Genomic DNA, 25,927 nt, shown 5'->3' on the forward strand with positions numbered 1-25,927 from the left:
GATATTCCCGTTATTTTTCAGCAAAAGGAGGGAGAGGTGTTTGCGGAGTTTGGTGTACTGAATTTCTGGACGTACGTGGTCGGCGCATTTTTCATTGTGCTGGTACCGGGTCCTAATACGCTGTTTGTATTGAAAACGGGTATTGGTCACGGCGTCAAAAAAGGCTATCTCGCCGCGACTGGTGTGTTTATCGGCGATGCGGTTTTGATGTTTCTGGCATGGGCAGGCGTCGCGGCCTTAATCCAGACCACGCCTGTGCTGTTCAATATTGTTCGCTATCTGGGGGCGTTTTATCTTCTGTGGCTCGGCGGTAAAATGCTGTGGCCGGTCATTACCCGACAGACTAATGGGCACGAAAGTGGAACCGAGCCTGCCAGCGCCATCATGAAGCGTTCTCTGGTATTGAGCCTGACGAACCCGAAAGCGATTCTGTTTTACGTGTCATTCTTCGTACAGTTTATTGACGTGAATGCGCAAAACACAGGAACCTCTTTCCTGATCCTCGCCACCACGCTTGAGTTGATTAGCTTTATGTACATGAGCTTCCTGATCTTCTCTGGCGCGTTTGTCACCCGCTACCTGAAAACCAAAAAGAAACTGGCGAAGCTGGGGAATGGGCTGATAGGACTATTATTTGTCGGCTTTGCGGCGAGATTAGCGTCGCTACATTGACAGAAGAAAGGCTCCTGAGGGAGCCTTTTTAATATCGTTGACAATGCTCCGTCATTTAGTTGTATAGTACAACCAAATAACGGAGAGCTCACATGCACAACGACCCCCCTGTAGTTAGCGACATTCGCGTTGCATCACGTCTGATGGTCAGAGAGCTGGGCTTTATGGCCTCCACGCTGGCCTCTACGCATTACTCGCCCTCGGCCGTACACACCCTCGTGGAAATTGAGCTGCATAAGGAGATGACCGCAGGTCAACTGGTGCAGTTGTTGGGTCTGGAAAAATCCAGCGTCAGCCGGATGCTGTCACGCCTTATTTCTGCAGGCGAACTGGAGGAGGGGGGGTCTGCGCAAGATGCCAGGGTCAAAAGTCTCCGGCTGACTGCAAAGGGGCGCAAGACCGTTGAGCAGATTAATGCCTACGGGAGTGAACGGGTTATTTCAGCGATACAATCACTGGATCCCATACAGCAGGAAACCATCTCTCAGGGACTGTCGCTCTACGCCAACGCGCTGCTGGCCTGCCGGGAGAGCGGCGCTGAGCACCAGCCTACGGCACCGGTGATTGTCGCAGGCTACCGTCCCGGCATGATTGGCCGCATCGCGGAAATGCACGGCAGCTATTACGCACGCGAGCATAACTTTGGCAGCTTCTTCGAAGCCAAAGTTGCTGCGGGGCTTGCTGAATTTAGCGGACGACTTGATAAGCCGTGCAACCAGGTTTGGCTGGCTGTGATGAACGGCAGAATTGTAGGATCTGTCGCCATTGACGGCGAGGATTTAGAGCCGGGTGAGGCGCATCTGCGCTGGTTTATTCTGGACGATGGCTGCCGGGGTCATGGGGTTGGCAAAAAACTGTTGAGCGAGGCCATGACGTTTTGCGACAGCGAGGGCTTTTCTGCCGTGCATCTCTGGACGTTCAATAAATTGACCGCTGCCCGACACCTGTACGAATCCTTTGGCTTTACGCTAGCGAAAGAGTGGGAGGGCGATCAGTGGGGCAGTCGTATCATTGAGCAGCAGTTCACCCGGTTCAAACAGGTTTAGCGGTGCGATAAAAAAGGCTCCTTGCGGAGCCTTGAGGCATCAAAAGACTTTTTTGTACGGGCGCACCGTGACTTTTTCGTACACACCGGCAGCCACATACGGATCGGCGTCAGCCCAGGCGGTTGCCGCTTCCAGAGATTCAAACTCGGCAATGACCGTAGAGCCAGAAAAACCCGCGGCGCCAGGATCGTTGCTGTCTACCGCAGGCATAGGCCCCGCGGTCAATAAGCGGCCTTCATCCTGCAGCAGCTGTAGGCGTGCCCGGTGGGCAGGGCGAACAGACTGGCGTTTTTCCAGGGATTCAGCGACATCTTCAGAGTAAATCACATAAAGCACGGCGAAGCTCCTTAACCATTAAAAGTGCCAGTTACGTTATGTGAAAGGGCAAATGACTGCAATGTAAAGATAAAAACAATGTTAAAACCCTGATCTAAATGCCCCTTTTTTCGCCGCTCTGGCGCTTTAATTGCGCTTAGACAAAGTGTCTTATTGAATATGATTGCTATTTGCATTTAAAATCAGGGTTCGGTTTTTTAACGTTGATGATTATGCCTTCGATGACCCTTGATTTACCTCGCCGCTTTCCCTGGCCGACGCTGCTTTCTGTCGTGATTCACGGTGCCGTTGTGGCGGGTTTACTCTATACCTCGGTTCATCAGGTTATTGAAATGCCAGCGCCCGCGCAGCCAATTTCCGTGACCATGGTTTCGCCAGCGGATCTTGAGCCGCCGCAGGTTGCGCCTCCGCCGCCACAGCCGGTTGTGGAACCTGAACCTGAACCCGAGCCTGTCCCGGAACCTCCGAAGGAAGCGCCGGTGGTGATTCACAAACCGGAGCCTAAGCCGAAACCTAAGCCGAAGCCAAAACCGGTGAAGAAAGTCGAAGAGCGTCCGAAACGCGAAGTACGCCCGGTCGAGACGCGGCCAACGCAGCCGGTTGAGAATACAGCGCCTTCGCGTCCGGTGATGAGCAACACCGCAACGACCACGAAGCCGACCGTTACAGCGCCTGCGGGACCAAGGGCGCTCAGCCGCAACCAGCCTACCTATCCGGCGCGTGCTCAGGCGCTCCGTATTGAAGGGCGCGTGCGGGTGAAGTTTGACGTGACCTCAGATGGCCGCGTTGACAATGTGCAAATCCTCTCTGCGCAGCCCTCAAATATGTTTGAGCGTGATGTAAAGGCAGCGATGCGTAAATGGCGCTATGAAGCCGGTAAGCCGGGCAGTGGATTGATCGTGAATATTGTTTTCCGCCTGAACGGCGGGGCACAGATGGAATGAAAAAAGCCTCCGTAAGGAGGCTTTTTTGTCTGACAATCAGGTTTGAGGGAGCTGACGCGGTTTACCCGCGTTATCGACCGCCACATAAATAAACAGCGCTTCCGTGGCTTTGTAACGCTGTCCAATCGGTTCGGAAGAGACCTTTTTCACCCATACTTCAATGTTGATGGAAATTGACGTGGTGCCGCGTTTCACGCAGCGCGCGTAACAGCACACCACATCCCCCACCGCGACCGGGCGCAGGAAGGTCATGCCGTCCACCCGGACAGTCACCACCCGCCCGTGCGCAATCTCTTTTGCTAAAATTGCCCCACCCATATCCATCTGCGACATTAGCCAGCCGCCGAAAATATCGCCATTGGCATTCGTGTCCGCGGGCATTGCCAGTGTGCGTAAAACCAGTTCGCCCTGAGGGGCGTCATTCGTTGTCATTGTTTTAAACTCGTAACTGAAGACTTCAGGCGGGATGCTACTATGATTTTTAGCGGGAGAAAATAGCCCGGAACGCGCATGTTCCGGGCGTGAGGATCAGTGCTTGTCGTCCTGAGGCATGTGTCGATAGATATAAACACCGCTCAACAGCGTGAAGATAAGCGTCAACGCGGTCAGCCCGAAGACCTTAAAGTTGACCCAGATGTTCTGCGGTAGCCAGAAAGCAATGTAGATATTGGCGAGGCCACAGAGAATAAAGAACACCGCCCAGGCGACATTCAGACGGGACCACACCTCTTGCGGCAGCGTAAGCTCTTTGCCCAGCATGCGCTGGATCAACGGCTTTTTCATTACCCACTGGCTGATCAGCAACGCACCTGCAAACAGCGCGTAAATCACCGTGACCTTCCATTTGATGAATTCATCATTGTGGAAGAACAACGTCAGGCCACCAAATACAGCCACCATAATGAAGGTGATCAGCGCCATTTTTTCAACTTTGCGGTAACGCACCCAGCTGTATATCAGCACGATAGCGGTAGCAATAATCAGCGCTGTCGTTCCGGCATAAATGTCGTACAGCTTGTAAAACGCAAAAAAGACGACCAGCGGTAAAAAATCAAGAAACTGCTTCATTCTACGATCCCAATTACTGACGAATTAACATATACAGGCGGAACAAGTAGACCAGCAGAACTGCTGATATCAGGTTGCTCAGCGTATTAGCAACGACCGCGCCAACGTTCGGCGTTAACACGGCAAAATTCGGTGCAAATAATAACAGTAGCGTTTTGGCAAGGAGCCAGCCGATCACAGCCGGTGCCACCAGACGCATGTTCGCCCACGCAAGTCTGATGCTGCTGCGCATCGCAGTAAAGATACCCATCTTATCCTGCACAATCATTACCGGCGCGAAAGAGAGCACGATAGCCAATAACACACCCGGCACCACGACCAGCATAATCCCCATTTGTACCAGCAGCGTGGTTAAAAAGATGACGATGAACAGCTTAGGGAGCACTGGCGCGCTGGCGCCAATGGCGCGTAGGGCACTGACGCGATGACCCGCAGAAACGAGCTGAATCATTAACAGCACGCCGCCCGCCAGAACAGCATTACCGATCAAACCTGAAAATGTTGATGCCGCGGACGCCCGCAGCAGGATTTGCTGTTGCTCCGGCGTCATGTTTTGCACCAGTTCAAATAACCCCACGCTATCGGCAAGATGGTCGCCCTGGCTCAGGCTGGCAATCTGTTCTTCACTCGGTGAGAACGCATGACCAAGCACCACCGTGATAAAGGCGCATAGCAACGCGATCAGTAAAAAGGTAATGAACTGATTGCGGAAAAAATTTCCCGTGTCACGGTAGACGGACTTCGCCGTGATAGACATGCACTCTCCTTGAGTATTGCAGGTGTTAATTAGCCGGCAATTGTACACCGGATAAGAGTGCCGTGGCAGCATCAAGGCTTGTATGGAAAAGCATATCTTTGTAAAGCGGCAGTAATTTTTCGCTCATCACTAAAATTTGATGTAGAACCCACCTGGCGGGTTAAGTTTGATTATCAAAAATTAACCCAGATCAATGAATGTTAACTTACTGGTTTTAATGTGATCTGTGATAGATCACTTAATACTCTTTTGTGAGTATATTCTCATCCGCACTTAAAACCACAACGATGGAGCGGATATGAAAAAATTAGCGGTGGCAGCCCTTATCTTAAGCAGTCTCTCTGGTGGCGCGTATGCGCATGAAGCAGGCGAATTTTTTATTCGAGCCGGTTCGGCAACGGTTCGCCCAACTGAAGGTTCCGATAGCGTACTGGGAATGGGCGGCTTTAACGTCAGCAATAACACCCAGTTAGGTTTGACCTTTACCTATATGGCGACAGAAAACATCGGCGTTGAGCTTTTGGCCGCAACGCCGTTCCGTCACCGTGTTGGCCTTGGGCCGACCGGCGATATCGCCACGGTGCACCATCTGCCGCCGACGTTGATGGCTCAGTGGTACTTTGGTGATGCCAGCAGCAAGGTGCGCCCGTACATTGGCGCGGGTGTGAACTACACGACCTTCTTCGATGAGAAGTTTAACGATACAGGCAAAGAAGCCGGGCTTACCGATCTCAGCCTGAAAGACTCATGGGGTATGGCGGGGCAGGTAGGTCTTGATTATCTGATTAACCGAGACTGGTTAATCAACGCCTCAGTCTGGTACATGGACATTGATACTGACGTTCGTTTCAAAGCCGGTGGCCAGCAGCAAAGCATCAATACCCGTCTGGATCCGTGGGTATTTATGTTCTCAGCAGGCTATCGTTTCTAACGCGTGCTCTTCAATGCGCCCTGTTCAGGGCGCATATCATCGATTATTTCTGAATCAAATAACGAATCGTTGGTCCATCCTGCTGAATATCCAGCACGGTATAGCCGTGGTTTTTGGCATCCAGCGGAATGTTATTGATCGACTGCGGGCAATCGCTCACCACTTCCAGAATTTCACCTTTCTTAAGCTGCGGCAGTGCCTCAAGCGTGGCGACAGCCGGGTAAGGACAAGGTTCACCCACCATATCGAGGCGATAGTCAGGCACGATCTCTTTCATGCGGCATTCTCCTGCGTTGCAGTTTTGACGGTGGCACGACGGAAGAAGCGTTTCTCCTGTGCAATAACCAGTAAAAAGGCGAGCAGCAGCAGGGCATAGGTCACCACGAGCCCACCGAGCGGGCCAAAGGTGTTCAGCAGATTAACCTTGTCCCAGTTCGTCGCCAGTACGGGTGACACGTCATCCCAGTAATAGGCCAGGAGGGTGGAGCCAATCACATTCCCGAGTCCCACCCACCAGTAATGCACCTGACCTTCGACGGCACGATACATCCAGCCGGTCTCACAGCCGCCCGCCAGCACAATGCCAAAGCCAAACAACAGCCCGCCGATGACCGCGTTAGGGCCAGCCCACATGATTTTCGGCTCGACGCCAAGCTGAACATAGCTGAAGATGCCGATCGCGCTCACGGCCATCCCGGCAATAATGGCTTTGGCCATCATGGTGCGTCCGGTGATCCACATGTCGCGAAACGCCGAGGTAAAGCAGATTTGCGCGCGCTCAATCAGCAAACCAAAGCCAACACCGAACAACATTGCCAGCCCCAGTTTTGGCTGATTCAGCGCAGTACACAGCGCCCAGGCGATCATGGCGAAGAAGACCAGCATACCCAGACGAAAACGGCGGCGGGCCTGAGTGTGTTTTTGCGTTAATGGCGATGCGGCCCTAACTTTGGTCATTTTTACCGGAATGCGGAAAAACGGCAGAAGCGTGAATTTTGCGCCAAAGTAAGAGCCAATTGCGGTTGCCACGGCAAAAAACCAGGCGTGCAGCGAAAACTGTGGGATCCCGGTGAAAAACGCCGCCAGATTACAGCCCATCGCCAGACGCGCGCCAAACCCTGCGATAATCCCACCGGCTACCGCCTGCAGGATGCGGATACGGCTTTTCGGCATGCGCAACTTCACGTTGTTAGCCCACAGCGCCGCCGCGAAGCAGCCGCCGAACATCCCGATGATCATCATCCCGTCAATGCGGGTGAGCGGAGTACCGTCCAGGTGGATGAGCTTAAAATAGCCCCACTCTTCAGCGTGGATGCCCGCCAGCTGCAGCAGCTGTCCGCCCCAGCGGGTAAATTCCCCGGTAACGGCCCAGAAGGTGCCGGTAATGCCAAAATAATAAGTACAGAGAATACCTGCCGCGATAACGGCCGGTACAGGTGACCAGAACTTAACCAGGTAAGCCTGTTTGAAATGTTGCCATGACATGTGTAAGCCTCTGAACTCAGAAGGTGTATGTTGTTTTAACGGCCTGGAATATATAACTTTTTTCCTTTCTCCAAAACCTCTCCAAAACTTTTCTCCAAAATACCTACCTTTTTTATGACCTCCATCAGTAATTAATACTCTCCCCAAGAGCGCCGCAGCGAAAAATTAAATTGCCAATTTGGTCCATTCCTTCCCGCGATCATCGTTGTATCTGTCAGTGGTTGACTGTGTTTTATGCCCCAGCAAAATTTTTGTATCGATCCCCTGGGCGCGGTAAAGTCGTTCGGACAATGAGCGCTGTTCGTGAAACGTTGTGGGTGTTTTTCCTGCAGGCGGTACGATACCGGCTGCATCACGTGCCGTGGCAAATTCTTTTGAAACCAAAATCAGATTCACAGGTTTCGCCTTATTGTTCATTTTTCCGTGCAGGAGATAGGGGCTGACAAACCTATCCCTGCATTTACGTATTACATCTTCCAGCGATAAGCCAATGGCTTCACAACGGAGGTTCAGCGGCAATGCAATACGGGAACCCGTTTTGCTTTGTTCGATGTGCAGATAACCGTCCTTAATGTCTGAAAACTTCATGTTCGCTATATCCTCCCGGCGCTGACCCGTAACAAGAGCAAGCAACATCGCTTTGTGCGAGTACCGATCCTCCGGTATCTGTTCCAGTATTTTTTTCCATTCGTCCAAAGAGAGGCGCGCCCGTGTAACCTTTACCGAAGGTTTTTTTGTTGCAGCTGGTGGACTCCATCCAGGTGGGACTTCACCGGCATGTTGTGCTTCGGTAAAAATGTCTACCCATACAACGCGATTACAGAGCGCACTACTGGCGTGACCTGCATCCAAATATTCATCGAGTAAAACGGCAAAATCTTTAACCTCCAGGCTTTTCATTGGCCGCGAGCCCAGACGACGGGAAAGTAACTCAGCCATGCGTTTTTTTTCTGAATAACGTTTTTTGGATAGGGTACCTGCATCAAGACTCTGTTTCTGTATTTTCAGGTAGCGTTCTATCCACGCTTTCAGGCTAATTCCGCGCTGCGCGGCTGCTTTTGGAGTTTCATCAATTTGACGTAAGTAGTGTTCAGCTTCCGCAGCAGCGATCCTCTGGTTGGCTGTAACAGCAATTTTTTCAGCTTTTTCTTTGTCTGTTCCTAACCCATGAAACTTCCCTGTTAATGGGTTTTTGTATTGGTAGTAGGTTTTTGCAGTTCGACGATCGAACCGGGCATACAGCCCGGGAATTGACACGTTATTTTTTCGTGGCCTTGGCGACATCGTTCAGTATCTCCTGCAATATTGCGTCGTCGTCACTGTGAATTTCAGGCTCTACTCCAGTTGCACCTGGCCCGATGTAAATCGCACGTTCATCAATACACCAACGATTACCGATTTTTATTGGTCTGGGTTGTATGTATCCCAGCTTTCCATGTTTCACCAGGCATGGAATAGTTATGGGGAAGTGCAACCTGCGAGCTTTCCAGTCACGCAGCGGTATCAGACTTTGTTCACTCATAGTCATCACTCTCGATGACCTGCCCACAATGATAACGGGCAGGTTATGTCGTTTATGAAAAGATAAAATCAGTTTGAAGTCAGTCGTTGCCAAATTGCAGATACGTATTTGACCTGATGGTGAGCATCTGAAATAGCCTTATGCCGATCGCCAACGAAAGGGATCTCATAGCGAGGTGTGAAACCTACGGCCTTACCAAGCTCTACTATCGTTCTTACATCCCGGTTGTTCCAGAACTTCCACGGGCAGGTGATCCCCGTCCGGTCATAAGATGCTTCAAGCAGGACATTGTCATAAGTGGCACCATTACCCCAGACCTGCACAGAATCAGGACCGTTAGCCGCATTCTCAGCTATAAACTCATTTAGCTGTAGCAAGGCGTCATCGAGCGGAATAGCATCTTCCATCACTAACTCTGAACGAGCTTCAGGTGAAGCTTTGAGCCAGAAGATTATGGTAGATGCATCCGGAACCCCGCCGCTGGCCATGGCAGATTCCAGGCTAATCACTTTGTAAAATTCCGAACCGGTATTACCTGTTGATGGATCAAAGAACACGGCCCCGATAGATACGACTGGTGAATCAGCTTTTTTACCAAAAGCTTCAATGTCGATCATAAGGTGTGTATAGAACATTTCAGGCTCGGCATGATTATGATGACCGGAATCATTATTTATGGCAGTTGTGCTGCTATAAGTTTCAGTAGCGCTTGCGCTTGAGATAGTTTCTTCCGTGCCTTCTGATAACGCAGCACCGTCCGGGGTTTCATCATTGCCAGTTTCTTCCATCTGCACATTATCAACGTACTCCGCCGCGGTATTTTGTTGGTCGATTACAGCGTTGCTGGTGGTCAGCCCTTCAATAGAAAAAAGACAACTACCAACTTTTTCGAGAACCGGCTGCGTGCCGCCGTCGACTTGTGTCCCTTCATTCTGGCCGCCAGTTTCAAAAGCAGAATCAGTCACTAGCTCGTTTGTCCAGCTCACCTCAGGATTATGGCGCGCAGCCGCAAGAGTTTCGTCTGATGGAGCAGAATGATCGCTTTCAGTCAGGTTCGCGTTAATGAATCCGCTGAGACGTGCCGGATACAGGTAATGCTCTGGGTGAGCGCTGCGGATAAGTGCAAAGATAGCTGCACGCGAGTAATCCAAAACTCCCGGAGTTGCACGAAGAGCTTTAGACCATTCTTTGAATGGACTTTCTTTTTTACTAACGATCTCTTTTGCCCGACGGAAAACACCACCAGGGATATCATAAATGTTGAAATCCATCGGTAACGTGGCCAGCGCAATCTCTAAATCGAGAGTGTCGAGATCATGTTTAATGTCAGGGTTTCTGTCGGTCTTGTTGCCTCCGCCAGCATTCGTGCCGCTTTCAGTACGCTGTATTTCTGCAATGCGATTGCCTTTGGCCCATTCTTTTACCAGCAGGCCGCGGTCAATGTAATCAGTCGCCGTCCAGATTCTGGTGAATCGGAGAACCAAAGCGAGTTCGTGACGCTTTTCCTGGCTGAACACTTTGCTAATGGCGTCGGTATAGCGCCACAGGTCTTTGGTATCGTAACCCTTAACCTGTTCGCAGTTTTCTGCCGCCAGCAGCAGGTTCTGGACATAGCTACTGTCAGTGTCCATCTCCAGCGCGCTGATACCTTCGTATTCATCGCGTGTAATGTGGTGGCGCAGTTCGTCGGAGGTGAACTGGGCGAGTAGCTGCTTGCGGAAGGGCATGCAAACGACTGGATAACGAGTGGTTTCGTCATCATTCTCGTCAATCTGGATACCGTTATCAGGTTCAAGACCCTGATCTGCTAAAACGCCGGTGTCGCTGGTGCTTTCAGACTTCAGATGGATAAATTTGCCGCTGCGCCAGGTTTCCACTAATTGGTTGCGATCGCTGGCATCTGCTTTAGCCCAGTCAGCCATGAATGCAGCGATATTTTCAGTTTCGTGCGCTTCATCTGGCGCGAATACCTGCTTAATCGCCTGAACGAGTTTCCACTCAGCGTTCAGGCTGAGTTCGGCAACCTCAGGGATGTCGTTCTTCGCCAGCAGTAGGTTCTGAAGATAGGTGTTGCCTTCATCCAGTGACATTTCGCTGGCAGCCAGTTGCTGCTCTTTAGTGATATGTGACTGGTATTTGTCGCTGGTCATGTGGACGGCAAAACGGACCGCTGGAGTGCGGTTTTCAAGAGGAATATTCTCGACGGTACTTTCAACTTTAACGGTCGGTTCCGGTGTTGCAGTGTTGTCCACGGCTCCAGTTGACTCAGCCCCAGTCTTTGGCAGCCAGGTGCGTCCATCGTCCCGCAGTTCGTAGCGTTTGCACCATGAGTAATCAACTTTGCTTTCTTCAGGCAGGTCGTCATAAACCGGAAAATCTGTACGGACAGGCTTGCTATAATCTTTGCCCCGGCCGGTTTCAATGCCAGCATCTTCCAGCTCTACATCCAGCTGCAAATTGGCTCGCGCTTCTGATTTAGCCGTAAACCAGATAACGGCATCTTCTTTGCCGGATTTCTGCGTTGCCTTGATTAAGTGAAAGAATTCCATATCGGGTCCTAAATTTTGGTTGTAAGATACCCGCAGCTAGTGATTGCCGCCTTGGGTAGTGGTCATTGGTCAAAACTCGATTCCGGAAAGCTTTGGTCGGCTGACCGGGTACTTAACCCGCCTTGCGCGGGTTTTGTGCTTTTAGGGGCTGGTAACAGCCATTGGTCATAACTCGATTAAAATTTGAAAGCAGGCTGGTGGTCTTCAGCCGGTCTATATCGGTAACACTCACCTTTAATGTGCTGCTCTTTGGCAGCTGCATCACAGCCAGATTCGGTTTTGTATACACCGAGCATGATGTCTGAGCATTCCCCGGTGAGGGCACAGACGGTAACGATTAGGGCAAAGAACGAGCTCATGCTTTTAGCTCTGGATTGCCTTTTTGGGCCAGTAAGTAGCAAAGCTTACGAACCAGAACTTCAAACAGATTTAAGCGAACGGCTTGGCAGCCAGCTTTTTTGCGTGCGAAATCGATCATGGTCAACTCCTTTGTGCCTTTAACGCCAGGCTGGCGGAACGGTAAACCTGCTGCGCGACTGTCTTGCCATCTCATCCGGTGTTTCGTATGCCGCCGGCAGCTACTTCGTGGGCGTCCTGCCTCGATGACACGTTGCGATAGAGATATTATTATCAATTCAATCGATATGTGTCAATTTGAATCGATAGTATGGTGCGAAAGAACGCCTGGGTCATTGATGACCCGAGCAGGAGAGTTAATTAAAAGAAAGGCTATTTGGTAGGCGGTATCAGATTACGTTTCTGCAGATAAGTCTTTGCAAAATTATCGAGCTCTTCAAGTCTGAGGTCTATAATCTTGATAATTCGTTCTTTTTCATCATCTGTTGGCAATTGTTCGAATGCTTCTAGAAGTCTTTCTTCAAGTTCTGTTGAAGGTTTAACTTGTGGTTTTGGTGCCCAGGGATCGTGCTCTTCGAGGGTCTCACCATCTTCCATGAAGAACCATGAGAGTGGATACCCAGTCGCAGCGGGAAGAAGATTCAGTATTTCAGATCTTGGTAAAATGTCAGAATTGCACCAGCCATTAACAGATTGAGCTTTGACTCCCAGTCTGCGCGCCAGCTCAGATTGTGATATTTCGAGATCTTTTATCGCCTTTTGCAATCTCTTACCGAAGTTCATCTCTTCATCCAATTCATCTAGTTATCAGCAATTATACAGATTTTTTCTGTAGCTCTTACTATCGAAATAATTTGACGATATCGATTTAATTTGTTTTATTGTCACTCATCGTTAACTACTGAGAACAAATGATGAAGACATCAATTCAAAAAAAGCTCTTATCGATTTGCAGTCAGGCTGAACTAGGACGCCGGATGAAAAGGAGAGCCCAAACTGTAAACGGCTGGTTCAAAAACAAAATTCCCGGAGAGCTGGTGCTCAAAGTGAGTAAGGCTGTCGATTGGCAAGTTACTCCTAATGAATTACGCCCTGATCTTTATCCCAATCCAAAAGATGGTTTACCTCAGAAGGAGGCTTAATCATGCAGTCAGCTACATATCAACATCATAACCAACGCCTGGCCGGACCGCTGAAAACTCAAAATCAATTTATGGCGCATCGGCGAGATAGCTTTAAGCACCGTTCAATACAGGTTGCAGTTCGAGAGTGGGAATCCACTTTGCCCGGCCAGGCGCAGGAAAAAATCGCTCTGCTGGTGGCAGAGCAGTGGGCTAAGGAAGGGGGCCGCGGCATCGCGGTCAATAAGCAGAATTTATTCCGCTATCTGAAAAATGAAGGGGGATCGGAGAAATACACTGCTTACGTTATGCAACTGTCGGGCGCAATCCTCGCAGCTATGCCTATTGAGATAGCCAGAAAGCATGGACTTAGTAACGCCAGAACGGAATCCGAGCTGGTGGCGAGTGCAATCAAAGAATGCAGTGAGGCGCATCAGGCTAAGCTGCTAGGCGCCCCCCTTCAAAAGCTTGAAAAAGAAATTCGTGAAGCGGCAATCGCTTTATTCAACATGTTACCTGCTGACGCGGCGGGACCACTACTGGCGAGCATCAGCGCCGTAGCGCCGCAATTTTTTTAATCGAGTTTTGAGCAATAACCATTACGTACCGGGAAACCGGACAAGGGAGTAACCATGGCAGCTCTGCCTTACATGCAACTTTACATTGCTGATTACCTGGCGGACACCATGCATCTGTCTACAGAAGAGCATGGCGCATACCTGCTGCTGATGTTCAATTATTGGCAGACAGGCCGCCCGATCCCCAAAAACCGCCTCTCGAAAATAGCACGACTAAGCAACGACCGTTGGGATGCCGTTGAACAATCGTTGAAAGAGTTTTTTAACGACACTGGCACCGAATGGGTGCAGGAGAGAATTGAGCGGGATCTGGAGGCTGTAAAAAATTCAATCAGTCAAAAGTCGGCCGCAGGTAAAGCGTCCGCCCAGGCCAGAAAGGCCAAAAAAGGAGCAAACACCCAACAAAACAGTAACGAGCGTTCAACGGGTGTTAATGCTCCGTTTGAACAGAACAGCAACGGCAACCCAACTAATAAAGATACAGATACAGATCTAAAAGAGAAACAAGAGAGAGAGTTAAGCGCGCAAGAATCATTTTTGCCACCAATCGGCAAATTCCCGATTACCGATGACTGGATGCCGAGTGATGACTTTGTCGGGCAAGCCGCACAGTGGGGAATTAATCTCGGTGATCGCCCTGGTTATACCCCAGTGGAACTTCAGCAGTTCCGCGATTACTGGAAGTGCGAAGGGAAGGTAAAACACCACCTGCAGTGGGAACAGACTTTCGCCTCGAGCCTGAAAACATCCCGAGCCAAAACCTCAACTTCTGGGGCATCTTCTCGCCGTCAGGCAGGCTTTGGCATTTCACAACCAGACACTGAGGTCCCACCGGGGTTCAGGGGTTAACTATGAAATCGACGCACGATTTGCTTGGTCGTCTCCGTAATATCATGCCTGCAGGTGTCCAGCCGAAGTTTACCAGCAGTCAGGAATTGATGGCCTGGCAGCAGGAAGAAGGCCGGAAGCGTGCAGTAGAGCTGGAAAAACTAAATCAGCGGGCGCGAGCGGAGAAGATATTTGGGCGTTCAGGGATATGCGATCTGCATAAGGGGTGCACTTTCTCGAATTATCAGGTCAGCAACGACGGGCAAAAGCATGCTCTCACCATGGCAAAGAGCTATGCCCATAACTTCGGGTCTGGTTTCACTAGTTTCATTTTCAGTGGGAGCTGCGGGACGGGGAAAAATCATCTTGCTGCAGCAATCGGTAATTACCTGTTGCAACGTGATCACTCCGTTCTGGTAGTTACAGTACCTGACCTGATGTTGCGCGCTCGTAAGTGCTATGACGAGGGGCAATCAGAGTCCGCGCTGCTGGATGACCTTTGCAAAGTAGATTTACTGGTTCTTGATGAAGTCGGCGTCCAAAGAGAAACGCGAAACGAATGGGTTCTACTCAATCAAATTATTGATCGTCGTATGGCGGCGATGAAACCAGTGGGAGTCCTAACTAACCTGAATTTTGATGAATTATCGAAGACTCTTGGTGAGCGGGTAATGGACCGCTTAACCATGGATAACGGTATCTGGGTGAACTTTGCCTGGGGAAGTTATCGCAAAAACGTGACCCATTTACGGGTTGTTAAGTAATCAAATCGAGTATTGACCAATGACCAAAACAATAACCCAAAAAGAGCAGGTGGCGGTGTTTGTGCGCTACCAACCGAACTGCGCCGTTGGCGATGTATCCGAAGCGCTGGATATGGCTGGCGGGACAGCGGGCAGACTTCTGCGCGAGCTGAGTGACGAAGGCGTGATTATTCGCTTACGTGACAGCGTTCAGTACACATACCGGGCGGTACCGCACGCAGATATTCCAGACGTAATCCTCCCGTGCATGGTTGAAAAAAGCGATCCGGTCAGGATGCAGGCTGCCGAGCAGAAAGCGAAGGAGCTTGAGGAGAGGGGGCTTTGGCGAAGAGCTGCTGCAGTATATTCGGACATGTTTGGTATAGCCGGGAGCGCTGTTGAAGTAGCCCGTATTGCCAAGCGCCGTAAAGACTGTCTGCGCCAGGCGGAGAGGGCTTGAGAATGGCCAGCGATAACCTTTGGACAATTATTCGCGCCATCCAGCAAGGCGGCGAGATCACCCCGCGTCAAGTTCGCCAGTTGCTGGGCTGCGATAGCAAAAAGGCCTGTCGCCTGCTGGAGCATCTCGTTTCTGTTGGCGCAGTGAATAATATCGGTAAGCGACACCACCCGGTGTACATGATGCAGCCAGGCGGGGAAACATGCATTAAGCCATTACCGGTGGTTCGCAATAAGTCCGGTATCACCGAAGTTTGCCGCCAGAACTGGCAAGGCTATATGATTCACAAAATTTTCGGGAGCGCGCGAGTATGAGCGATTTATATAGCAACATCGACAAACGCGCGTTAAGGGAAGCGGCAGCTAACGCAAAAATTGCCGGAGACTCGAGGATGGCACGAAACTAAATTGGTGATATAAAAGACTGTGACATGTCACGGAGAAAGTTATGAAAATAAACCATCAATACCTCAAGGATTTACTAATAGCTTTCGAGGAAACTCAAGGCCCTGACACAATGCTAAGTGATCTTGGTGAATCAGGGTTTCACCAAGACGACTCGGATTTTATTTTCCATATGCGTTTGCTTTATGACAATGGGCTGATTGTTAGGACTGATGGGAAATCTGGGTTTGGGCACGAGATGTCCAGAGCTTTGGGAGAAGGGGTTAGCTATTACTGGCTTGATACTCCGCTCAGGCTGACGGCAAGAGGGCATGATTTTATCGCTGACTTGCGTCAGAAAGAGGTATGGCAAACCATAAAAACAAATTTTAAAGATGAAGGAATAAGCACACTAATGGGCCTATCAAAATCACTGGCGATGGGTTTTGCCAAGAAGAAAGTAAAAGACCTGACTGGCCTGGACATTGAGTGAAGAAATCCTCCTAACCTCAAAAATTTGATATATCCCTAAGCCCGCTGCGTGCGGGCGTTTTCTCGCCAATGGTAAAAAAGACTCTAAGAAACATAGCAGTAGCCTTCGCAAAAAGTGCTCTTAAAGGATTGACCATTATCTCAGATGGGTATACTGTTTATTTATCCAGTATATCTTCGAAAGGGAATTTATGAAAATCGAAGTCACCATCGACCGTACCCAAAAGCTACCCGACGGTGCTATCCCGGCACTTGAGAAGGAGCTTCTGAAGCGAATCACTCAGAGTTACACCGACTGCAAACTGGTCGTTCGCCGGGCCAGTTCTGACGGGTTAAACATTTTTGGCGGAGAAAAGACGGACAAAAAGCGTATTGAAGAAATCCTGCAGGAAACCTGGGAGAGCGCTGACGAGTGGTTTTATTGAGACAGCATGCAATAACTTTCCAGTGTGGAGGGGGGATTGGTGAAACGAAAAGAAGAATTTCCGAGTAAAGGTTATGCGGTCATCAGATGTCACGATGGGGTTATCGTTGCCAGACTGCACACATTTCCTGATAGTGGGCGCGCACTCATGTACCGACGAGGCGATGAGGTGTCATTCATGCCGTTACAGGAAGATGAGGTGGTAGGTACGCCGACACTCTTTACGCAGATGCTTAAGCGGGCAGGTTATCGAGTGCTGAGTGATTCAATAAAATCCAGTTAGATTACCGTTTATGGTGTACCCTAAAATACAGATAGTTCCTCTGCCAATTTATCATTATCATTCTCTTTAACCTATTTTAATGATATTGTGCATACTCTTTAATATTGCTTATTGGAAGAGGAACATATGGGGCTTTACCTTGATGCTAATGTATTATCTGAAATCAACTTTCTTGATGAATTAATTAAAAGAGATTTGGAGTCTTATGATGGCAATGATATATCATCCTTAGATCTCAATAATTCCCCTGATAAATTTCTTGATGTGACAATAAAATACGCGTGGGGATTTTTCTACTCATTGGTTAAAAATAATTTAAATACATTGGATGATAATACTAAGTTTAACCAAGAACACATTTCAAATTACATTGCATTTGATTCTGTGATGTATAGAAAAGACAAGGTTGGATTCCTTTCTTGTTTACTTCGTGTTTTGTATGAATATCAATTTTGGACAGGTTCTTCTAGTGTTGGAGGTGTCGTGTCAGATGATGTACTTACGACCTTGAGTAACTGGTTCGATAAATCAGAAGGAACACTTGGTCAATTTAAATACATTAGAGATAGACTTCCAATAGCATTAACTAAATGGCTTGTTTCCAGTGATAATTTCAATGAGGCTAAGGTTCTCATAAATAACTTGAAAAATGGAAGAAATGAATTTAATGAACAACTTGCTGTGCGTAAATCTGAATTTATAAATAACTTAGATATGCGTGAAGATGAAGTTGTAAAGAAAATTGAGAGCACATATAGCGAGGTTATTCATAAGATTAAAATAGGAAAGGAATCACTGGAACATGATGTAAATAAAATACTTGGCTCTTTGGATGACGTCATAGAACTTGAGAAAAGAGTGGGGGATCTCAAGTCGGAGTATAATTTTGTTGGTTTAAGTTCTGGTTTTAACAGGATAAAGGAAAAAAAAGAAATTGAACTTAGGGATGTCGTGATTAATTATAGGAATTTGTTTGGTTGTATTTTTATAGTGCCAGTTTTGTTATTGATACTCCATTTGGCTTACCCTGGGGTATTCCCTAAGGACTATACAGTTATATTCCTTGCTTTGCCATTTATTACTATCGAAATGGCATTAATCTATTTCTTTAGACTTTCATATCTTGAAGCTAAATCTATTCGCACTCAATTAGTACAAATAGAACTGAGATTAAGTCTTTGTGCGTTTATTAATGAATATGTTGAGTATAGGAGAAAGAACAACGCAAGTATAGACAAGGTTCTAGATAGTTTTGACTCGTTAATTTTTAGTCCAATTCAAACCAATGAAAACAATATCCCTTCCATGTTTGACGGTGTTGAGGCTATAGCTGGGTTAGCGGAGAAGATCACAAAAAAATAATCTGATACACTTTCGTCATAGGTCTGAACACCCTATACCTGCTGCGCCACTGGAGAGATACCATGGCGCAAACACCAAACCAGAATAAATCCGTACTGACCCCACAAAGGGCAAGCATTTTTCTTTTGATGTCTCTCCTGCAGGAGGCGGCATGAAGAAAAGCTGGTTCACTCACACCGGGCTGACAACCGAAGAAGCAAATGAGCTGGTGGCGCGCTATACGTCTAAAGGCGTTCCCGTCGAGAAAAGCCTCGATATTGACCCTCGTCTTTGGATAGTCAGCGCATTATTACCGCAGCAAAAATCCGCACCTAAGACGCAGCAAAGTATGCGTTCACGGACATGGGGGTGATTGTGACAGTCTACAACATCCTCCCTATGGGAAAGCCGCGCATGACGCGTGCAGACAAGTGGAAGAAGCGCCCGGAAGTTATGCGTTATCGGGCTTTCTGCGACCATGTCAGGCTCCTGGGTGTCACTATGCCCGAATCTAATTCACACATTACCTTCATCATTCCAATGCCAAAAAGCTGGAGTAAGAAGAAACGCCAGCAGTTTGATGGTAAGCCACACCAGAGTAAACCTGACTTCGATAACCTGGTTAAAGCACTTTCCGATGCAATTTATGAAGATGATGCTCATATCTGGGATGCGCGGATTACAAAGCTCTGGGGGGAAACGGGTCAGATCATAATCAAGGAGATCACCTGATGCGCGCGCTGCTTCAACCAGTTCTTGCACGGGAACTGGGTGTCGTACTGTTGAAGCCGGGCAGAGATCTGATGGAGCTGTTCACCACAGGAAGAGTGCTGATCGAGCGTCAGCCAGAAAGTATGGCCGGTTATCAGACTGGTAGTGTTTCGGATGCGCGGCAGCCACTAGCTGATAATAAGCAGCTACGAAGCTTCTTTTTGAATGAAAAGGTTCTGACTGCCGCTGGAGGTAAAAGCGGGCTTGATTATTGGTTGCTGAAGTACGGTGGTGGGAATTGCCAGTACGCTCATAGCGATTACCACTATCACGAACTAACCATCATGCGCCATGAGCCGGGTTCCATTTTACTGTGTGGTTATTGCGATAATCAGCTGCGGGAACAACATACTGAGGCGCTGGCAGAACTGGCACACATAAACGTAATTGCCTTTGTTCTGGATTCTGTCCGCATTTATCTCTGCCTGGACAAAAGCCGGGAGATCTCACTTGCAGAGCTCTGCTGGTGGGCAGTTCGTAAGGGCGTTACGGACGCGCTTCCAGAATCATGCGTTCGTGAAGCGCTTCGCTTACCTCAAGAAAGCAAGATTGGTCGCGAAAGCGATATTACGCCTTCATTACAGGCCACCAGCATCCTTGGGGATTTAGTTTCAGCGGTTGAGCTGCCTGATGCTCTTGCAGAACCGCTGGTGGGCGTGATGGTGGATCCGGAGCCGCCTCAGTCTTTCATGCGGCGCCCAAAGCGTCTGCGCTGGGAAAGTCCCGCCTATCTGAACTGGGTGAAAACACAGCCTTGCGAATGCTGCCAGCAGCATTCAGACGACCCGCATCACTTAATCGGATGGGGGCAGGGTGGCATGGCAACAAAAGCGCATGACATCTTCTCCATTCCACTTTGCCGAAAACATCATACCGAACTGCATAACGACCGCCTGGCATTCGAGCGCAAATATGGCTCGCAGTTGGAAATGATAATTAGAGTGCTGGACCGGGCCTACGCGCTCGGCGTTCTGGCGTAAGGAGCTAATAGGATGACACCACGTCAACGCCGTAATCACATTGAAGCCCTGGGTAAAGCGGCCTCTGCGCCGCGCAAAAGTTGGTTAGGTAAGAGTATGCTCCTGACCAGTATTCAATCCGCATGGATTAAGTCTCTGCTGACAACATGGGGTGACGGGGTAAGCGGTGGAACAGCACCGCGCTTGCCTCGCTCTCATGCATGCTGGGACGTTCTTAAGGGCGGGCGATGGTCGGACAAGGCACTGTCTCGCTTTACTGCTGCACTGGAACAAGCTCGAGCAGAAGGATTTAGAGGGCCGCAGGCGCTTAATCGCGCTCACGCCATTTTGTGGCCACAACCAGCCACTAGCATTATTGACGAAGCTATGCATGATGATGACGTTGATTTTGTCGAGCAGTCAGTGCTGCAAGCGCTTGATGTAAATGACCCGGTTTATATCGTCGGTCTGCAGTATTACACCACACGTAAAAAAATCTCAGACATTACGCGGGAGTTACAGTCGATCGCACCGTGGTTAACGGATTGGGAGGCCAGAAAACGTGTACGCTGGTGCCTGGAGATTTTCAGGGCTAAGGTCTTTTTATCTACGCGGAAACTACTGGCTGAGTAGAATTGAATTATTGCTCTTTAGCTTTCTGTGCTTAATTTCGATTTTAGCATTGAAAACGAGCCAGGAATTTAGATAATTCATTCATGCTTGGCAGAGCTGCGCCGCGATGGCAGCGAACATAAGCGACAATTTGAACATAACGAGAGCCCCGCCAGTCGGGGCTTTTGCTTTACGGCGATACGACAGGGGTATTCGCGAGGTGCATTGCATCAATACCCCTGTCATATCGTCGTTCTGTATACACATCTTTTACAACTCAGGTGCACCCTCCGTAAGTAGGATAGGGTAAACTAAGCATTCGTCGCGTTTCGCTTGTTGAGGTGTCTATGCTTTCATTGGAAGAGATTGGCCAATCAGTTAGAAATAATATCCAGTTGATTTTGGATAATATTCAGCTTCCCTTAGCCGTCGGCCCAATCAGCGATGATGACTATAAAATTCTTTGCGGTGGCTTTGGACAGTTAGAGTGGGATTATGCGCTTGCTACTCATGGTAACGATCCGAGCAAATTTGAGCTATGTATTAAGTTTGTAGCACATGGTGCAGTACAAGGTGTACCAGATGGTGCCGCTTTGTGTGTGTTCGACACAGAAAGCCATACATTCAACATTCATATGATTGAACGTTTTACTCGCGATGATGAACCTCATCCACTTAACGGACGTATGGTTCTGATTACGCTGATGAGCGCATACATGTTCTGTAAAGCGGTCGAGTGTGAAGAAATTCGTATCATTGAACCTGTTCCTGAACTGCTTGCTTACTATTCTTCTTTCGGCTTTGTTCTGGATAGAAGCGGGTATGTTATGGTCTGTGAAACAACCACAATCGAAGCTGTTTTCCTCAAATTCGCACAATTAGGGTAGACGGGATCCCTTTACACATTGTAGGATTACCTTCCAAATTTACCTTTCAGGTAAACGTAATCATCAAACTATCTTGACGGACGTTTTGATGACACCAATCGGCCAGAACGATTGGTAAAGGATAGCCACGGTGCTACCTTTATTATGAAAGAAGAGGCACACGAGTCTCAGAGGTAATCATGAAAACTCAAAAAGCGACCAAGCCACAAGTAAAATTCGACACAATGAAAGCATTCGCAGGTATGGGTGCTGCTGTTGAAGTGCTGATGAAGGCTGCTCCTAACGCGTTCACTGACGCCACTGTTTCCGGAAAGGAAAAGCAGGGTAAGCAGCGCCATCGCAAAGCAGCATAACCATAGCTGGTGCTTTTTGAAAAACCCGCCTCGCGCGGGTTTTTTTGTGCCTGATGCAAAGACTTCTTGCTGGCTTTACCAACCAGAGTTATCTGTATGTCACACTCTTCCATACAGGAAAAAGACATGCAAAATCAGCCATATATGACTGCTGAAGCAAAGGCGGTCTTAAACGAATTAAGCGCATCACCAGCGACAGTTGGGGAAATTGCGCAGAATACTCACCTCAGCCGTGAAAAATGCCAGCTCATACTTACGCAGCTGGCAATGGCGGGGTTATCAGATTATCAATTCGGCTGTTACAAACGCCTCCAGTGATGGGGGCTTTTTTTTGTGGAATGGGCGACTGGTGGGTGTTGTAGCACCTGGCCAGCCATTTGCTCATGTAGAAGGTCACAAGCGAACCAAGGCCCACCGCTTTAGCGCTAAAGCATGTTGAGCCTACCAGAGACCCGCTTACTGATCTATGAAAAGCACTGTAAAAATATCCAGTTCTCAATTGGTAAACACCGATTGCCTTCAGTATCTTGCTCATCTTCCAGATGACTCAGTAGACCTCATTGTTACCGACCCACCATATTTCAAGGTGAAGCCGAATGGCTGGGATAACCAGTGGAACGGCGACGCAGATTATCTTCGCTGGCTTGATATGTGCCTTGCCCAATTCTGGCGAGTCCTTAAGCCTGCCGGCAGCTTGTATTTATTCTCTGGGCACCGACTTGCATCGGACATTGAGATCATGATGCGTGAACGCTTCAACGTCATGAACCACATTATCTGGGCGAAGCCATCAGGGCGCTGGAACGGATGCAATAAGGAAAGCCTGCGCTCTTACTTCCCCGCAACTGAACGCATCCTTTTCGCTGAGCATTATCAGGGGCCATATAAGCCGAAAAGCGACGGGTATGCTGAGAAAAGCAACGAGGTCAAACAGCACGTCATGGCCCCGTTAATCACCTACTTTCGGGATGCAAGAGCTGAACTGGGTGTCACGTCCAGGCAAATAGCTGACGCCACCGGAAAGAAAAATATGGCGTCCCACTGGTTCGGGGCCTGTCAGTGGCAACTACCGAACCAGCAGGATTATGAAAAGCTGCAGGAATTGTTCACTCAGACCGCCATTGAGAAGCACCGCGCCTCTGAACTCAAAGCACCGCATCACCAGCTGGTGGCCACGTGGCATTCGTTGAACCGCAAATACCTTGATTTGCTGGAAGAGTACAAATCTCTTCGGCGGCATTTCTCTGTGACAGTAGCCGTGCCCTATACCGACGTCTGGACCCATAAACCCGTCCAGTTCTATCCAGGTAAACACCCGTGCGAAAAACCCGCTGATATGTTGCGGCAAATCATCAACGCCAGCAGCAGGCCCGGCGATGTGGTAGCTGATTTCTTTATGGGCTCGGGATCCACTGTTAAAGCAGCCATTGAACTGGGCCGCCATGCTATCGGCGTAGAACTGGAAGAGGAGCGTTTCAACCAGACGGTAAGTGAGGTAAGGCAGCTGGCAGGGGAATAAAAGCTTGGGTCGCTATCGCGGCCCTTTTTATTACCTCAACAGGACACCCGCAACGTAGCGAGGTGAGAGCATGTATCGAATGGACAAAATAACTACTGGCATTTCCTACGGCGCATCGGGAGGAAGTGCTATTTACTGGTTTAGAAGACTTCTTGATGGTTACTCCCCCGAACAGTGGGCGGCTATAGGTGTGATCGGTAGTTTACTGTTCGGCTTGCTCACCTTTCTCACTAACCTCTATTTCCAAATCAAAGCAGACCGTCGAAGAGCTGCGCGAGGTAAATGATGTCTAATAAATCGAAACTCAGCGCAGCAGTGCTGGCACTAATCGCATCAGGTGCATCTGCGCCACTCATTTTCGACCAGTTTATCAGAGAGAAAGAAGGCAATGCGCTGGTGGCCGTAGTTGATTCGGGTGGTGTCTGGTCTTTATGTCACGGCGTGACCGTCATCGATGGCAGGCGTGTTGTTAAAGGCATGACGGCCACAAATGAGCAATGCCGGAAAGTTAACGCTATTGAACGCGATAAGGCATTAGCCTGGGTTGATCGCAATATCAAAGTGTCTCTGACAGAGCCGCAGAAGGTGGGTATCGCATCCTTCTGCCCATATAACATTGGCCCCGGTAAATGTTTCCCCTCGACATTTTATAAGCGCATTAACGCAGGAGACCGCATCGGTGCATGCGAAGCAATTCGCTGGTGGATTAAAGACGGTGGACGTGATTGCCGTCTAACTAAAGGCCAGAAGAATGGCTGCTATGGTCAGGTTGAACGGCGGGACCAAGAAAGCGCGCTGGCGTGCTGGGGGCTGGACCAATGAAAATTAATCTGGGTCTTATCGGCGTTGTCGTTATTGCTGGCCTTTCGGTCGCTCTCGTTAAGAGTTGCTCAAACGCCAGTAACCTTCAGAACGATAACGAAGTTCTGCGAAGTGACAACTCTTTACAGGGGCAGGTAATCGCCGCCCAGGCATTCAACTTCAATCGATTCAATCAGGTTGCAGAACATGCCAACAGGCTAAACTCCCTGATCGACACCAGCACCGAAGAAACCGTAATCGAATACCGAGAGATTCTCCGCCGTGAAAAGACCTGTGATCTGCCTGTTCCTGCTGATATCGCTGGTGGGCTGCTCGAATACGCGCACCGTTTACGTGCCAGCGCCATGCACGCCGATACCAACGGACCTGACGCAGCCGATGATCGTGCCACTGCCGCCAGCTCAGTAACGTACTGCCAGGCTGTTTTATGGATTAAGCCTCTGCTGGCCGTCATTGAGAAGGGCAACAATAATTTTTCTGCAATTCGGGATGTTGAGAAAAAGCGGCGGCCTCTTTTGTGAAGACGTAATGTTTAGTTAACGCCAAAGGCTACTTATAGATTCAACGTAAACTAAGTGCAACTTAATCAGTCGAAGTATCATTCAATTCCAATTCAAATGTTCCACCTTTACGAGGCATTACTTGATCGACCATTTTAATAAAACGATTCCACCCATATCCATTAGCGATCGCTAAACGCTGGACCATGATTAATGAATGCAAATGTTGCGCTAACATTGGGTTGCCAACGTCATCAGTTAACCATTGATGCATTTTGCTTTTTCGATGCCCATTCAATTGCTTTGGTGTCTTTTTCTCAAGCTCTTGTAGTATTGAGTCGCCGAGACGTTCATAAACGAGGTCTCTCGTATAATGGGCTACTACGCTAAAACGGTTCTTGCTCATGCCTGCCCAAGGCCAGTTTTTCAACTTATAAATATTTTCGTAAAACTCGTCCGGGAATTTTTTAGCCCATGCAGAAAGTTCCTTGCTAATTATTTTGTCTAAATAAGCTTGTAAGGCATCTTTGGGACGTATCTCTTGATACCCTGTAGCTTCATCGACAAGTGCAATGATCCCGACTTTAGCAAGTGAACGGACCAAGATTTCTGCTTTTTGAGCCGTATCCATTTGGTTTGTTTTTAAAGTGCCATCCTGTCGGGCTTTTAAATAAACATCACATACTAACGGCAGTATAGACGCATCATAACCTTCAAGCTCAGCACCAGAGTTATCTAAAAAACGCTCGCGTTTGATTACCTCCATAAGATCTTGATTAATATATGGAATTAGATTGGCGGCATCCATGAATGCAGGCAGTATGATCTCGCCATCAAGGGTCGCTCTCACGCCTCGACTTGGTCGCCCTAAAGCTTTGAAAACTGACGATTGAGAAATTATCCTCTTCCCATTGTTGAGAACCGCCACCTCCAATTCAGTGTCATTGATCTTTAGAACACCTTCGAATTGAGCGGAAGGTAGGTTTGTTTTTATCCTCTGCCAGCGTTTGTTTGCTGCATTCTGGGCAACTTCTTTTCTTTCATCAGCAGACATTTTTTCTGCGCGAGCTTTACCACCTTTAACCTGTGGGGATACGTCTTCAGTAGCCATCATGGACTCCTTAAATGTTGATGAAGTCATTATCGTTTGAGAAAAGAAAACCAGCAAGCATAAATGTAGTTTT

At 48.8% G+C, this 25,927-nt stretch carries 37 protein-coding genes and 1 pseudogene; 24 read left to right on the top strand and 14 right to left on the bottom strand.

The features are described from left to right. Positions 1 to 36: 36 nt before the first annotated feature. Both leuE and ENTMO_RS0115945 read left to right on the top strand, forming a co-directional pair. Positions 37 to 672, top strand: coding sequence for a leucine efflux protein LeuE (leuE, locus tag ENTMO_RS0115940; RefSeq protein ID WP_010433018.1), 636 nt, complete (start codon positions 37 to 39; stop codon positions 670 to 672). Positions 673 to 764: 92 nt separating this feature from the next. Further along, a complete protein-coding gene (locus ENTMO_RS0115945) occupies positions 765 to 1,718 on the top strand; it encodes a bifunctional helix-turn-helix transcriptional regulator/GNAT family N-acetyltransferase (RefSeq protein ID WP_010433020.1) in 954 nt (317 codons plus the stop codon). A 39-nt stretch (positions 1,719 to 1,757) separates the two neighbouring features. Here the strand turns inward: ENTMO_RS0115945 and ENTMO_RS0115950 are convergent, their stop codons facing one another. After that, the gene (locus ENTMO_RS0115950) at positions 1,758 to 2,054 is read right to left on the bottom strand and encodes a YciI family protein (protein WP_010433021.1); all 297 of its coding nucleotides are present in this window, start codon (positions 2,052 to 2,054) and stop codon (positions 1,758 to 1,760) included. Positions 2,055 to 2,275: 221 nt separating this feature from the next. On the opposite strand from ENTMO_RS0115950, the gene tonB reads away from it, so the two are divergent. Further along, the gene (gene tonB, locus ENTMO_RS0115955) at positions 2,276 to 2,998 is read left to right on the top strand and encodes a TonB system transport protein TonB (protein ID WP_029485135.1); all 723 of its coding nucleotides are present in this window, start codon (positions 2,276 to 2,278) and stop codon (positions 2,996 to 2,998) included. A 36-nt stretch (positions 2,999 to 3,034) separates the two neighbouring features. Here the strand turns inward: tonB and yciA are convergent, their stop codons facing one another. The 4 genes and pseudogenes from yciA to ENTMO_RS25375 all read right to left on the bottom strand — a co-directional run. Continuing rightward, the gene (gene yciA, locus ENTMO_RS0115960; protein WP_010433023.1) at positions 3,035 to 3,430 is read right to left on the bottom strand and encodes an acyl-CoA thioester hydrolase YciA; all 396 of its coding nucleotides are present in this window, start codon (positions 3,428 to 3,430) and stop codon (positions 3,035 to 3,037) included. Between the two features lie 96 nt (positions 3,431 to 3,526). Continuing rightward, positions 3,527 to 4,066: a septation protein A gene (locus ENTMO_RS0115965; protein ID WP_010433024.1), complete on the bottom strand. Its 540-nt coding sequence runs from the start codon at positions 4,064 to 4,066 to the stop codon at positions 3,527 to 3,529. Between the two features lie 13 nt (positions 4,067 to 4,079). Continuing rightward, positions 4,080 to 4,823 carry a YciC family protein gene (locus tag ENTMO_RS0115970; protein ID WP_010433027.1) on the bottom strand — a complete coding sequence of 248 codons (744 nt, stop codon included), beginning with the start codon at positions 4,821 to 4,823 and terminating at the stop codon, positions 4,080 to 4,082. A gap of 25 nt (positions 4,824 to 4,848) precedes the next feature. Further along, positions 4,849 to 4,938 (bottom strand): annotated as a pseudogene (locus ENTMO_RS25375) (YkgJ family cysteine cluster protein); the annotation flags it as partial. Positions 4,939 to 5,121: 183 nt separating this feature from the next. Between ENTMO_RS25375 and ompW the strand changes: the two are divergent. Further along, positions 5,122 to 5,754: an outer membrane protein OmpW gene (ompW, locus tag ENTMO_RS0115975; protein WP_010433029.1), complete on the top strand. Its 633-nt coding sequence runs from the start codon at positions 5,122 to 5,124 to the stop codon at positions 5,752 to 5,754. A 43-nt stretch (positions 5,755 to 5,797) separates the two neighbouring features. Here ompW and yedF read toward each other — a convergent pair whose 3' ends face one another. The 8 genes from yedF to ENTMO_RS0116015 all read right to left on the bottom strand — a co-directional run bounded on the left by yedF (position 5,798) and on the right by ENTMO_RS0116015 (position 12,450). Continuing rightward, positions 5,798 to 6,031 carry a sulfurtransferase-like selenium metabolism protein YedF gene (yedF, locus tag ENTMO_RS0115980; protein WP_003856774.1) on the bottom strand — a complete coding sequence of 78 codons (234 nt, stop codon included), beginning with the start codon at positions 6,029 to 6,031 and terminating at the stop codon, positions 5,798 to 5,800. Further along, on the bottom strand, positions 6,028 to 7,239 hold the full coding sequence (gene yedE / locus ENTMO_RS0115985) for a selenium metabolism membrane protein YedE/FdhT (RefSeq protein ID WP_010433035.1): 1,212 nt from the start codon (positions 7,237 to 7,239) through the stop codon (positions 6,028 to 6,030). Before yedE ends, yedF begins: the two co-directional genes overlap by 4 nt. 165 nt (positions 7,240 to 7,404) lie before the next feature. Further along, entirely contained in the window at positions 7,405 to 8,523 is a 1,119-nt protein-coding gene (locus tag ENTMO_RS0115990) for a phage integrase Arm DNA-binding domain-containing protein (RefSeq protein WP_010433038.1), read from the bottom strand. Continuing rightward, entirely contained in the window at positions 8,498 to 8,761 is a 264-nt protein-coding gene (locus tag ENTMO_RS26680; protein WP_041951432.1) for a hypothetical protein, read from the bottom strand. Before ENTMO_RS26680 ends, ENTMO_RS0115990 begins: the two co-directional genes overlap by 26 nt. A gap of 68 nt (positions 8,762 to 8,829) precedes the next feature. Beyond that, positions 8,830 to 11,310, bottom strand: a complete 2,481-nt coding sequence (locus ENTMO_RS24240) for a 3'-5' exonuclease (protein ID WP_010433043.1) — start codon at positions 11,308 to 11,310, stop codon at positions 8,830 to 8,832. 176 nt (positions 11,311 to 11,486) lie between these two features. Further along, entirely contained in the window at positions 11,487 to 11,669 is a 183-nt protein-coding gene (locus tag ENTMO_RS0116005) for a DUF1482 family protein (protein WP_010433046.1), read from the bottom strand. Continuing rightward, positions 11,666 to 11,788 carry a hypothetical protein gene (locus tag ENTMO_RS26835; protein WP_010433050.1) on the bottom strand — a complete coding sequence of 41 codons (123 nt, stop codon included), beginning with the start codon at positions 11,786 to 11,788 and terminating at the stop codon, positions 11,666 to 11,668. The genes ENTMO_RS0116005 and ENTMO_RS26835 overlap by 4 nt, the downstream gene beginning before the upstream one ends. Positions 11,789 to 12,039: 251 nt before the next feature. Beyond that, positions 12,040 to 12,450 carry a helix-turn-helix domain-containing protein gene (locus ENTMO_RS0116015; RefSeq protein ID WP_010433053.1) on the bottom strand — a complete coding sequence of 137 codons (411 nt, stop codon included), beginning with the start codon at positions 12,448 to 12,450 and terminating at the stop codon, positions 12,040 to 12,042. Between the two features lie 128 nt (positions 12,451 to 12,578). On the opposite strand from ENTMO_RS0116015, the gene ENTMO_RS0116020 reads away from it, so the two are divergent. The 20 genes from ENTMO_RS0116020 to ENTMO_RS0116120 all read left to right on the top strand — a co-directional run bounded on the left by ENTMO_RS0116020 (position 12,579) and on the right by ENTMO_RS0116120 (position 24,764). Next, the gene (locus ENTMO_RS0116020; protein WP_010433056.1) at positions 12,579 to 12,809 is read left to right on the top strand and encodes a transcriptional regulator; all 231 of its coding nucleotides are present in this window, start codon (positions 12,579 to 12,581) and stop codon (positions 12,807 to 12,809) included. Between the two features lie 2 nt (positions 12,810 to 12,811). Then, positions 12,812 to 13,366, top strand: a complete 555-nt coding sequence (locus ENTMO_RS0116025) for a toxin YdaT family protein (RefSeq protein WP_010433059.1) — start codon at positions 12,812 to 12,814, stop codon at positions 13,364 to 13,366. Positions 13,367 to 13,420: 54 nt separating this feature from the next. After that, a complete protein-coding gene (locus ENTMO_RS0116030) occupies positions 13,421 to 14,215 on the top strand; it encodes a DUF1376 domain-containing protein (RefSeq protein ID WP_010433060.1) in 795 nt (264 codons plus the stop codon). A 2-nt stretch (positions 14,216 to 14,217) separates the two neighbouring features. Continuing rightward, positions 14,218 to 14,958 carry an ATP-binding protein gene (locus tag ENTMO_RS0116035; RefSeq protein ID WP_010433063.1) on the top strand — a complete coding sequence of 247 codons (741 nt, stop codon included), beginning with the start codon at positions 14,218 to 14,220 and terminating at the stop codon, positions 14,956 to 14,958. Between the two features lie 19 nt (positions 14,959 to 14,977). After that, the gene (locus ENTMO_RS0116040; protein ID WP_010433066.1) at positions 14,978 to 15,397 is read left to right on the top strand and encodes a PerC family transcriptional regulator; all 420 of its coding nucleotides are present in this window, start codon (positions 14,978 to 14,980) and stop codon (positions 15,395 to 15,397) included. 2 nt (positions 15,398 to 15,399) lie between these two features. Further along, positions 15,400 to 15,711, top strand: a complete 312-nt coding sequence (locus ENTMO_RS24245) for a hypothetical protein (protein WP_010433070.1) — start codon at positions 15,400 to 15,402, stop codon at positions 15,709 to 15,711. 133 nt (positions 15,712 to 15,844) lie between these two features. Next, on the top strand, positions 15,845 to 16,273 hold the full coding sequence (locus ENTMO_RS0116050) for a DUF2513 domain-containing protein (protein ID WP_010433073.1): 429 nt from the start codon (positions 15,845 to 15,847) through the stop codon (positions 16,271 to 16,273). 190 nt (positions 16,274 to 16,463) lie between these two features. Further along, positions 16,464 to 16,697, top strand: a complete 234-nt coding sequence (locus ENTMO_RS0116055) for a DinI family protein (protein WP_010433075.1) — start codon at positions 16,464 to 16,466, stop codon at positions 16,695 to 16,697. Between the two features lie 408 nt (positions 16,698 to 17,105). After that, positions 17,106 to 18,341: a hypothetical protein gene (locus ENTMO_RS0116060; protein ID WP_010433078.1), complete on the top strand. Its 1,236-nt coding sequence runs from the start codon at positions 17,106 to 17,108 to the stop codon at positions 18,339 to 18,341. A 151-nt stretch (positions 18,342 to 18,492) separates the two neighbouring features. Continuing rightward, on the top strand, positions 18,493 to 18,693 hold the full coding sequence (locus tag ENTMO_RS0116070; protein WP_010433081.1) for a hypothetical protein: 201 nt from the start codon (positions 18,493 to 18,495) through the stop codon (positions 18,691 to 18,693). Next, complete coding sequence (locus tag ENTMO_RS0116075; RefSeq protein WP_010433085.1) at positions 18,684 to 19,052, top strand: RusA family crossover junction endodeoxyribonuclease; 369 nt, start codon at positions 18,684 to 18,686, stop codon at positions 19,050 to 19,052. Before ENTMO_RS0116070 ends, ENTMO_RS0116075 begins: the two co-directional genes overlap by 10 nt. Next, entirely contained in the window at positions 19,052 to 20,071 is a 1,020-nt protein-coding gene (locus ENTMO_RS0116080; RefSeq protein ID WP_010433087.1) for a DUF968 domain-containing protein, read from the top strand. The genes ENTMO_RS0116075 and ENTMO_RS0116080 overlap by 1 nt, the downstream gene beginning before the upstream one ends. Positions 20,072 to 20,083: 12 nt before the next feature. After that, positions 20,084 to 20,683, top strand: a complete 600-nt coding sequence (locus ENTMO_RS0116085; protein ID WP_010433090.1) for a hypothetical protein — start codon at positions 20,084 to 20,086, stop codon at positions 20,681 to 20,683. A 326-nt stretch (positions 20,684 to 21,009) separates the two neighbouring features. Continuing rightward, on the top strand, positions 21,010 to 21,549 hold the full coding sequence (locus ENTMO_RS0116090) for a hypothetical protein (protein WP_010433093.1): 540 nt from the start codon (positions 21,010 to 21,012) through the stop codon (positions 21,547 to 21,549). A 179-nt stretch (positions 21,550 to 21,728) separates the two neighbouring features. Next, the gene (locus ENTMO_RS26280; RefSeq protein ID WP_010433095.1) at positions 21,729 to 21,902 is read left to right on the top strand and encodes a hypothetical protein; all 174 of its coding nucleotides are present in this window, start codon (positions 21,729 to 21,731) and stop codon (positions 21,900 to 21,902) included. Positions 21,903 to 22,028: 126 nt separating this feature from the next. Continuing rightward, on the top strand, positions 22,029 to 22,220 hold the full coding sequence (locus ENTMO_RS0116100; protein WP_010433097.1) for a DprA-like winged helix domain-containing protein: 192 nt from the start codon (positions 22,029 to 22,031) through the stop codon (positions 22,218 to 22,220). Positions 22,221 to 22,368: 148 nt separating this feature from the next. Then, positions 22,369 to 23,421 carry a DNA-methyltransferase gene (locus ENTMO_RS0116105; protein ID WP_010433099.1) on the top strand — a complete coding sequence of 351 codons (1,053 nt, stop codon included), beginning with the start codon at positions 22,369 to 22,371 and terminating at the stop codon, positions 23,419 to 23,421. Positions 23,422 to 23,491: 70 nt separating this feature from the next. Further along, positions 23,492 to 23,707, top strand: coding sequence for a class II holin family protein (locus ENTMO_RS0116110; RefSeq protein ID WP_010433101.1), 216 nt, complete (start codon positions 23,492 to 23,494; stop codon positions 23,705 to 23,707). Beyond that, complete coding sequence (locus tag ENTMO_RS0116115) at positions 23,707 to 24,243, top strand: lysozyme (protein ID WP_010433102.1); 537 nt, start codon at positions 23,707 to 23,709, stop codon at positions 24,241 to 24,243. Before ENTMO_RS0116110 ends, ENTMO_RS0116115 begins: the two co-directional genes overlap by 1 nt. Beyond that, positions 24,240 to 24,764: a hypothetical protein gene (locus tag ENTMO_RS0116120; protein WP_010433104.1), complete on the top strand. Its 525-nt coding sequence runs from the start codon at positions 24,240 to 24,242 to the stop codon at positions 24,762 to 24,764. Before ENTMO_RS0116115 ends, ENTMO_RS0116120 begins: the two co-directional genes overlap by 4 nt. Positions 24,765 to 24,825: 61 nt before the next feature. Here the strand turns inward: ENTMO_RS0116120 and ENTMO_RS0116125 are convergent, their stop codons facing one another. Then, a complete protein-coding gene (locus ENTMO_RS0116125) occupies positions 24,826 to 25,857 on the bottom strand; it encodes a P63C domain-containing protein (RefSeq protein WP_237702333.1) in 1,032 nt (343 codons plus the stop codon). Between the last annotated feature and the right edge of the window lie 70 nt (positions 25,858 to 25,927).

This window comes from Enterobacter mori LMG 25706, from assembly GCF_000211415.1.
GTDB lineage: Bacteria > Pseudomonadota > Gammaproteobacteria > Enterobacterales > Enterobacteriaceae > Enterobacter > Enterobacter mori.

Coding starts and splice junctions, on each gene's coding strand:
- ENTMO_RS0115945 (WP_010433020.1), top strand. CDS start 765: ATGCACAACGACCCCCCTGTAGTTAGCGACATTCGCGTTGCATCACGT.
- tonB (WP_029485135.1), top strand. CDS start 2,276: ATGACCCTTGATTTACCTCGCCGCTTTCCCTGGCCGACGCTGCTTTCT.
- yciA (WP_010433023.1), bottom strand. CDS start 3,430: ATGACAACGAATGACGCCCCTCAGGGCGAACTGGTTTTACGCACACTG.
- ENTMO_RS0115965 (WP_010433024.1), bottom strand. CDS start 4,066: ATGAAGCAGTTTCTTGATTTTTTACCGCTGGTCGTCTTTTTTGCGTTT.
- ENTMO_RS0115970 (WP_010433027.1), bottom strand. CDS start 4,823: ATGTCTATCACGGCGAAGTCCGTCTACCGTGACACGGGAAATTTTTTC.
- ompW (WP_010433029.1), top strand. CDS start 5,122: ATGAAAAAATTAGCGGTGGCAGCCCTTATCTTAAGCAGTCTCTCTGGT.
- yedF (WP_003856774.1), bottom strand. CDS start 6,031: ATGAAAGAGATCGTGCCTGACTATCGCCTCGATATGGTGGGTGAACCT.
- yedE (WP_010433035.1), bottom strand. CDS start 7,239: ATGTCATGGCAACATTTCAAACAGGCTTACCTGGTTAAGTTCTGGTCA.
- ENTMO_RS0115990 (WP_010433038.1), bottom strand. CDS start 8,523: ATGTCGCCAAGGCCACGAAAAAATAACGTGTCAATTCCCGGGCTGTAT.
- ENTMO_RS26680 (WP_041951432.1), bottom strand. CDS start 8,761: ATGAGTGAACAAAGTCTGATACCGCTGCGTGACTGGAAAGCTCGCAGG.
- ENTMO_RS24240 (WP_010433043.1), bottom strand. CDS start 11,310: ATGGAATTCTTTCACTTAATCAAGGCAACGCAGAAATCCGGCAAAGAA.
- ENTMO_RS0116005 (WP_010433046.1), bottom strand. CDS start 11,669: ATGAGCTCGTTCTTTGCCCTAATCGTTACCGTCTGTGCCCTCACCGGG.
- ENTMO_RS26835 (WP_010433050.1), bottom strand. CDS start 11,788: ATGATCGATTTCGCACGCAAAAAAGCTGGCTGCCAAGCCGTTCGCTTA.
- ENTMO_RS0116015 (WP_010433053.1), bottom strand. CDS start 12,450: ATGAACTTCGGTAAGAGATTGCAAAAGGCGATAAAAGATCTCGAAATA.
- ENTMO_RS0116020 (WP_010433056.1), top strand. CDS start 12,579: ATGATGAAGACATCAATTCAAAAAAAGCTCTTATCGATTTGCAGTCAG.
- ENTMO_RS0116025 (WP_010433059.1), top strand. CDS start 12,812: ATGCAGTCAGCTACATATCAACATCATAACCAACGCCTGGCCGGACCG.
- ENTMO_RS0116030 (WP_010433060.1), top strand. CDS start 13,421: ATGGCAGCTCTGCCTTACATGCAACTTTACATTGCTGATTACCTGGCG.
- ENTMO_RS0116035 (WP_010433063.1), top strand. CDS start 14,218: ATGAAATCGACGCACGATTTGCTTGGTCGTCTCCGTAATATCATGCCT.
- ENTMO_RS0116040 (WP_010433066.1), top strand. CDS start 14,978: ATGACCAAAACAATAACCCAAAAAGAGCAGGTGGCGGTGTTTGTGCGC.
- ENTMO_RS24245 (WP_010433070.1), top strand. CDS start 15,400: ATGGCCAGCGATAACCTTTGGACAATTATTCGCGCCATCCAGCAAGGC.
- ENTMO_RS0116050 (WP_010433073.1), top strand. CDS start 15,845: ATGAAAATAAACCATCAATACCTCAAGGATTTACTAATAGCTTTCGAG.
- ENTMO_RS0116055 (WP_010433075.1), top strand. CDS start 16,464: ATGAAAATCGAAGTCACCATCGACCGTACCCAAAAGCTACCCGACGGT.
- ENTMO_RS0116060 (WP_010433078.1), top strand. CDS start 17,106: ATGGGGCTTTACCTTGATGCTAATGTATTATCTGAAATCAACTTTCTT.
- ENTMO_RS0116070 (WP_010433081.1), top strand. CDS start 18,493: ATGAAGAAAAGCTGGTTCACTCACACCGGGCTGACAACCGAAGAAGCA.
- ENTMO_RS0116075 (WP_010433085.1), top strand. CDS start 18,684: ATGGGGGTGATTGTGACAGTCTACAACATCCTCCCTATGGGAAAGCCG.
- ENTMO_RS0116080 (WP_010433087.1), top strand. CDS start 19,052: ATGCGCGCGCTGCTTCAACCAGTTCTTGCACGGGAACTGGGTGTCGTA.
- ENTMO_RS0116085 (WP_010433090.1), top strand. CDS start 20,084: ATGACACCACGTCAACGCCGTAATCACATTGAAGCCCTGGGTAAAGCG.
- ENTMO_RS0116090 (WP_010433093.1), top strand. CDS start 21,010: ATGCTTTCATTGGAAGAGATTGGCCAATCAGTTAGAAATAATATCCAG.
- ENTMO_RS26280 (WP_010433095.1), top strand. CDS start 21,729: ATGAAAACTCAAAAAGCGACCAAGCCACAAGTAAAATTCGACACAATG.
- ENTMO_RS0116100 (WP_010433097.1), top strand. CDS start 22,029: ATGCAAAATCAGCCATATATGACTGCTGAAGCAAAGGCGGTCTTAAAC.
- ENTMO_RS0116105 (WP_010433099.1), top strand. CDS start 22,369: ATGAAAAGCACTGTAAAAATATCCAGTTCTCAATTGGTAAACACCGAT.
- ENTMO_RS0116110 (WP_010433101.1), top strand. CDS start 23,492: ATGTATCGAATGGACAAAATAACTACTGGCATTTCCTACGGCGCATCG.
- ENTMO_RS0116115 (WP_010433102.1), top strand. CDS start 23,707: ATGTCTAATAAATCGAAACTCAGCGCAGCAGTGCTGGCACTAATCGCA.
- ENTMO_RS0116120 (WP_010433104.1), top strand. CDS start 24,240: ATGAAAATTAATCTGGGTCTTATCGGCGTTGTCGTTATTGCTGGCCTT.
- ENTMO_RS0116125 (WP_237702333.1), bottom strand. CDS start 25,857: ATGATGGCTACTGAAGACGTATCCCCACAGGTTAAAGGTGGTAAAGCT.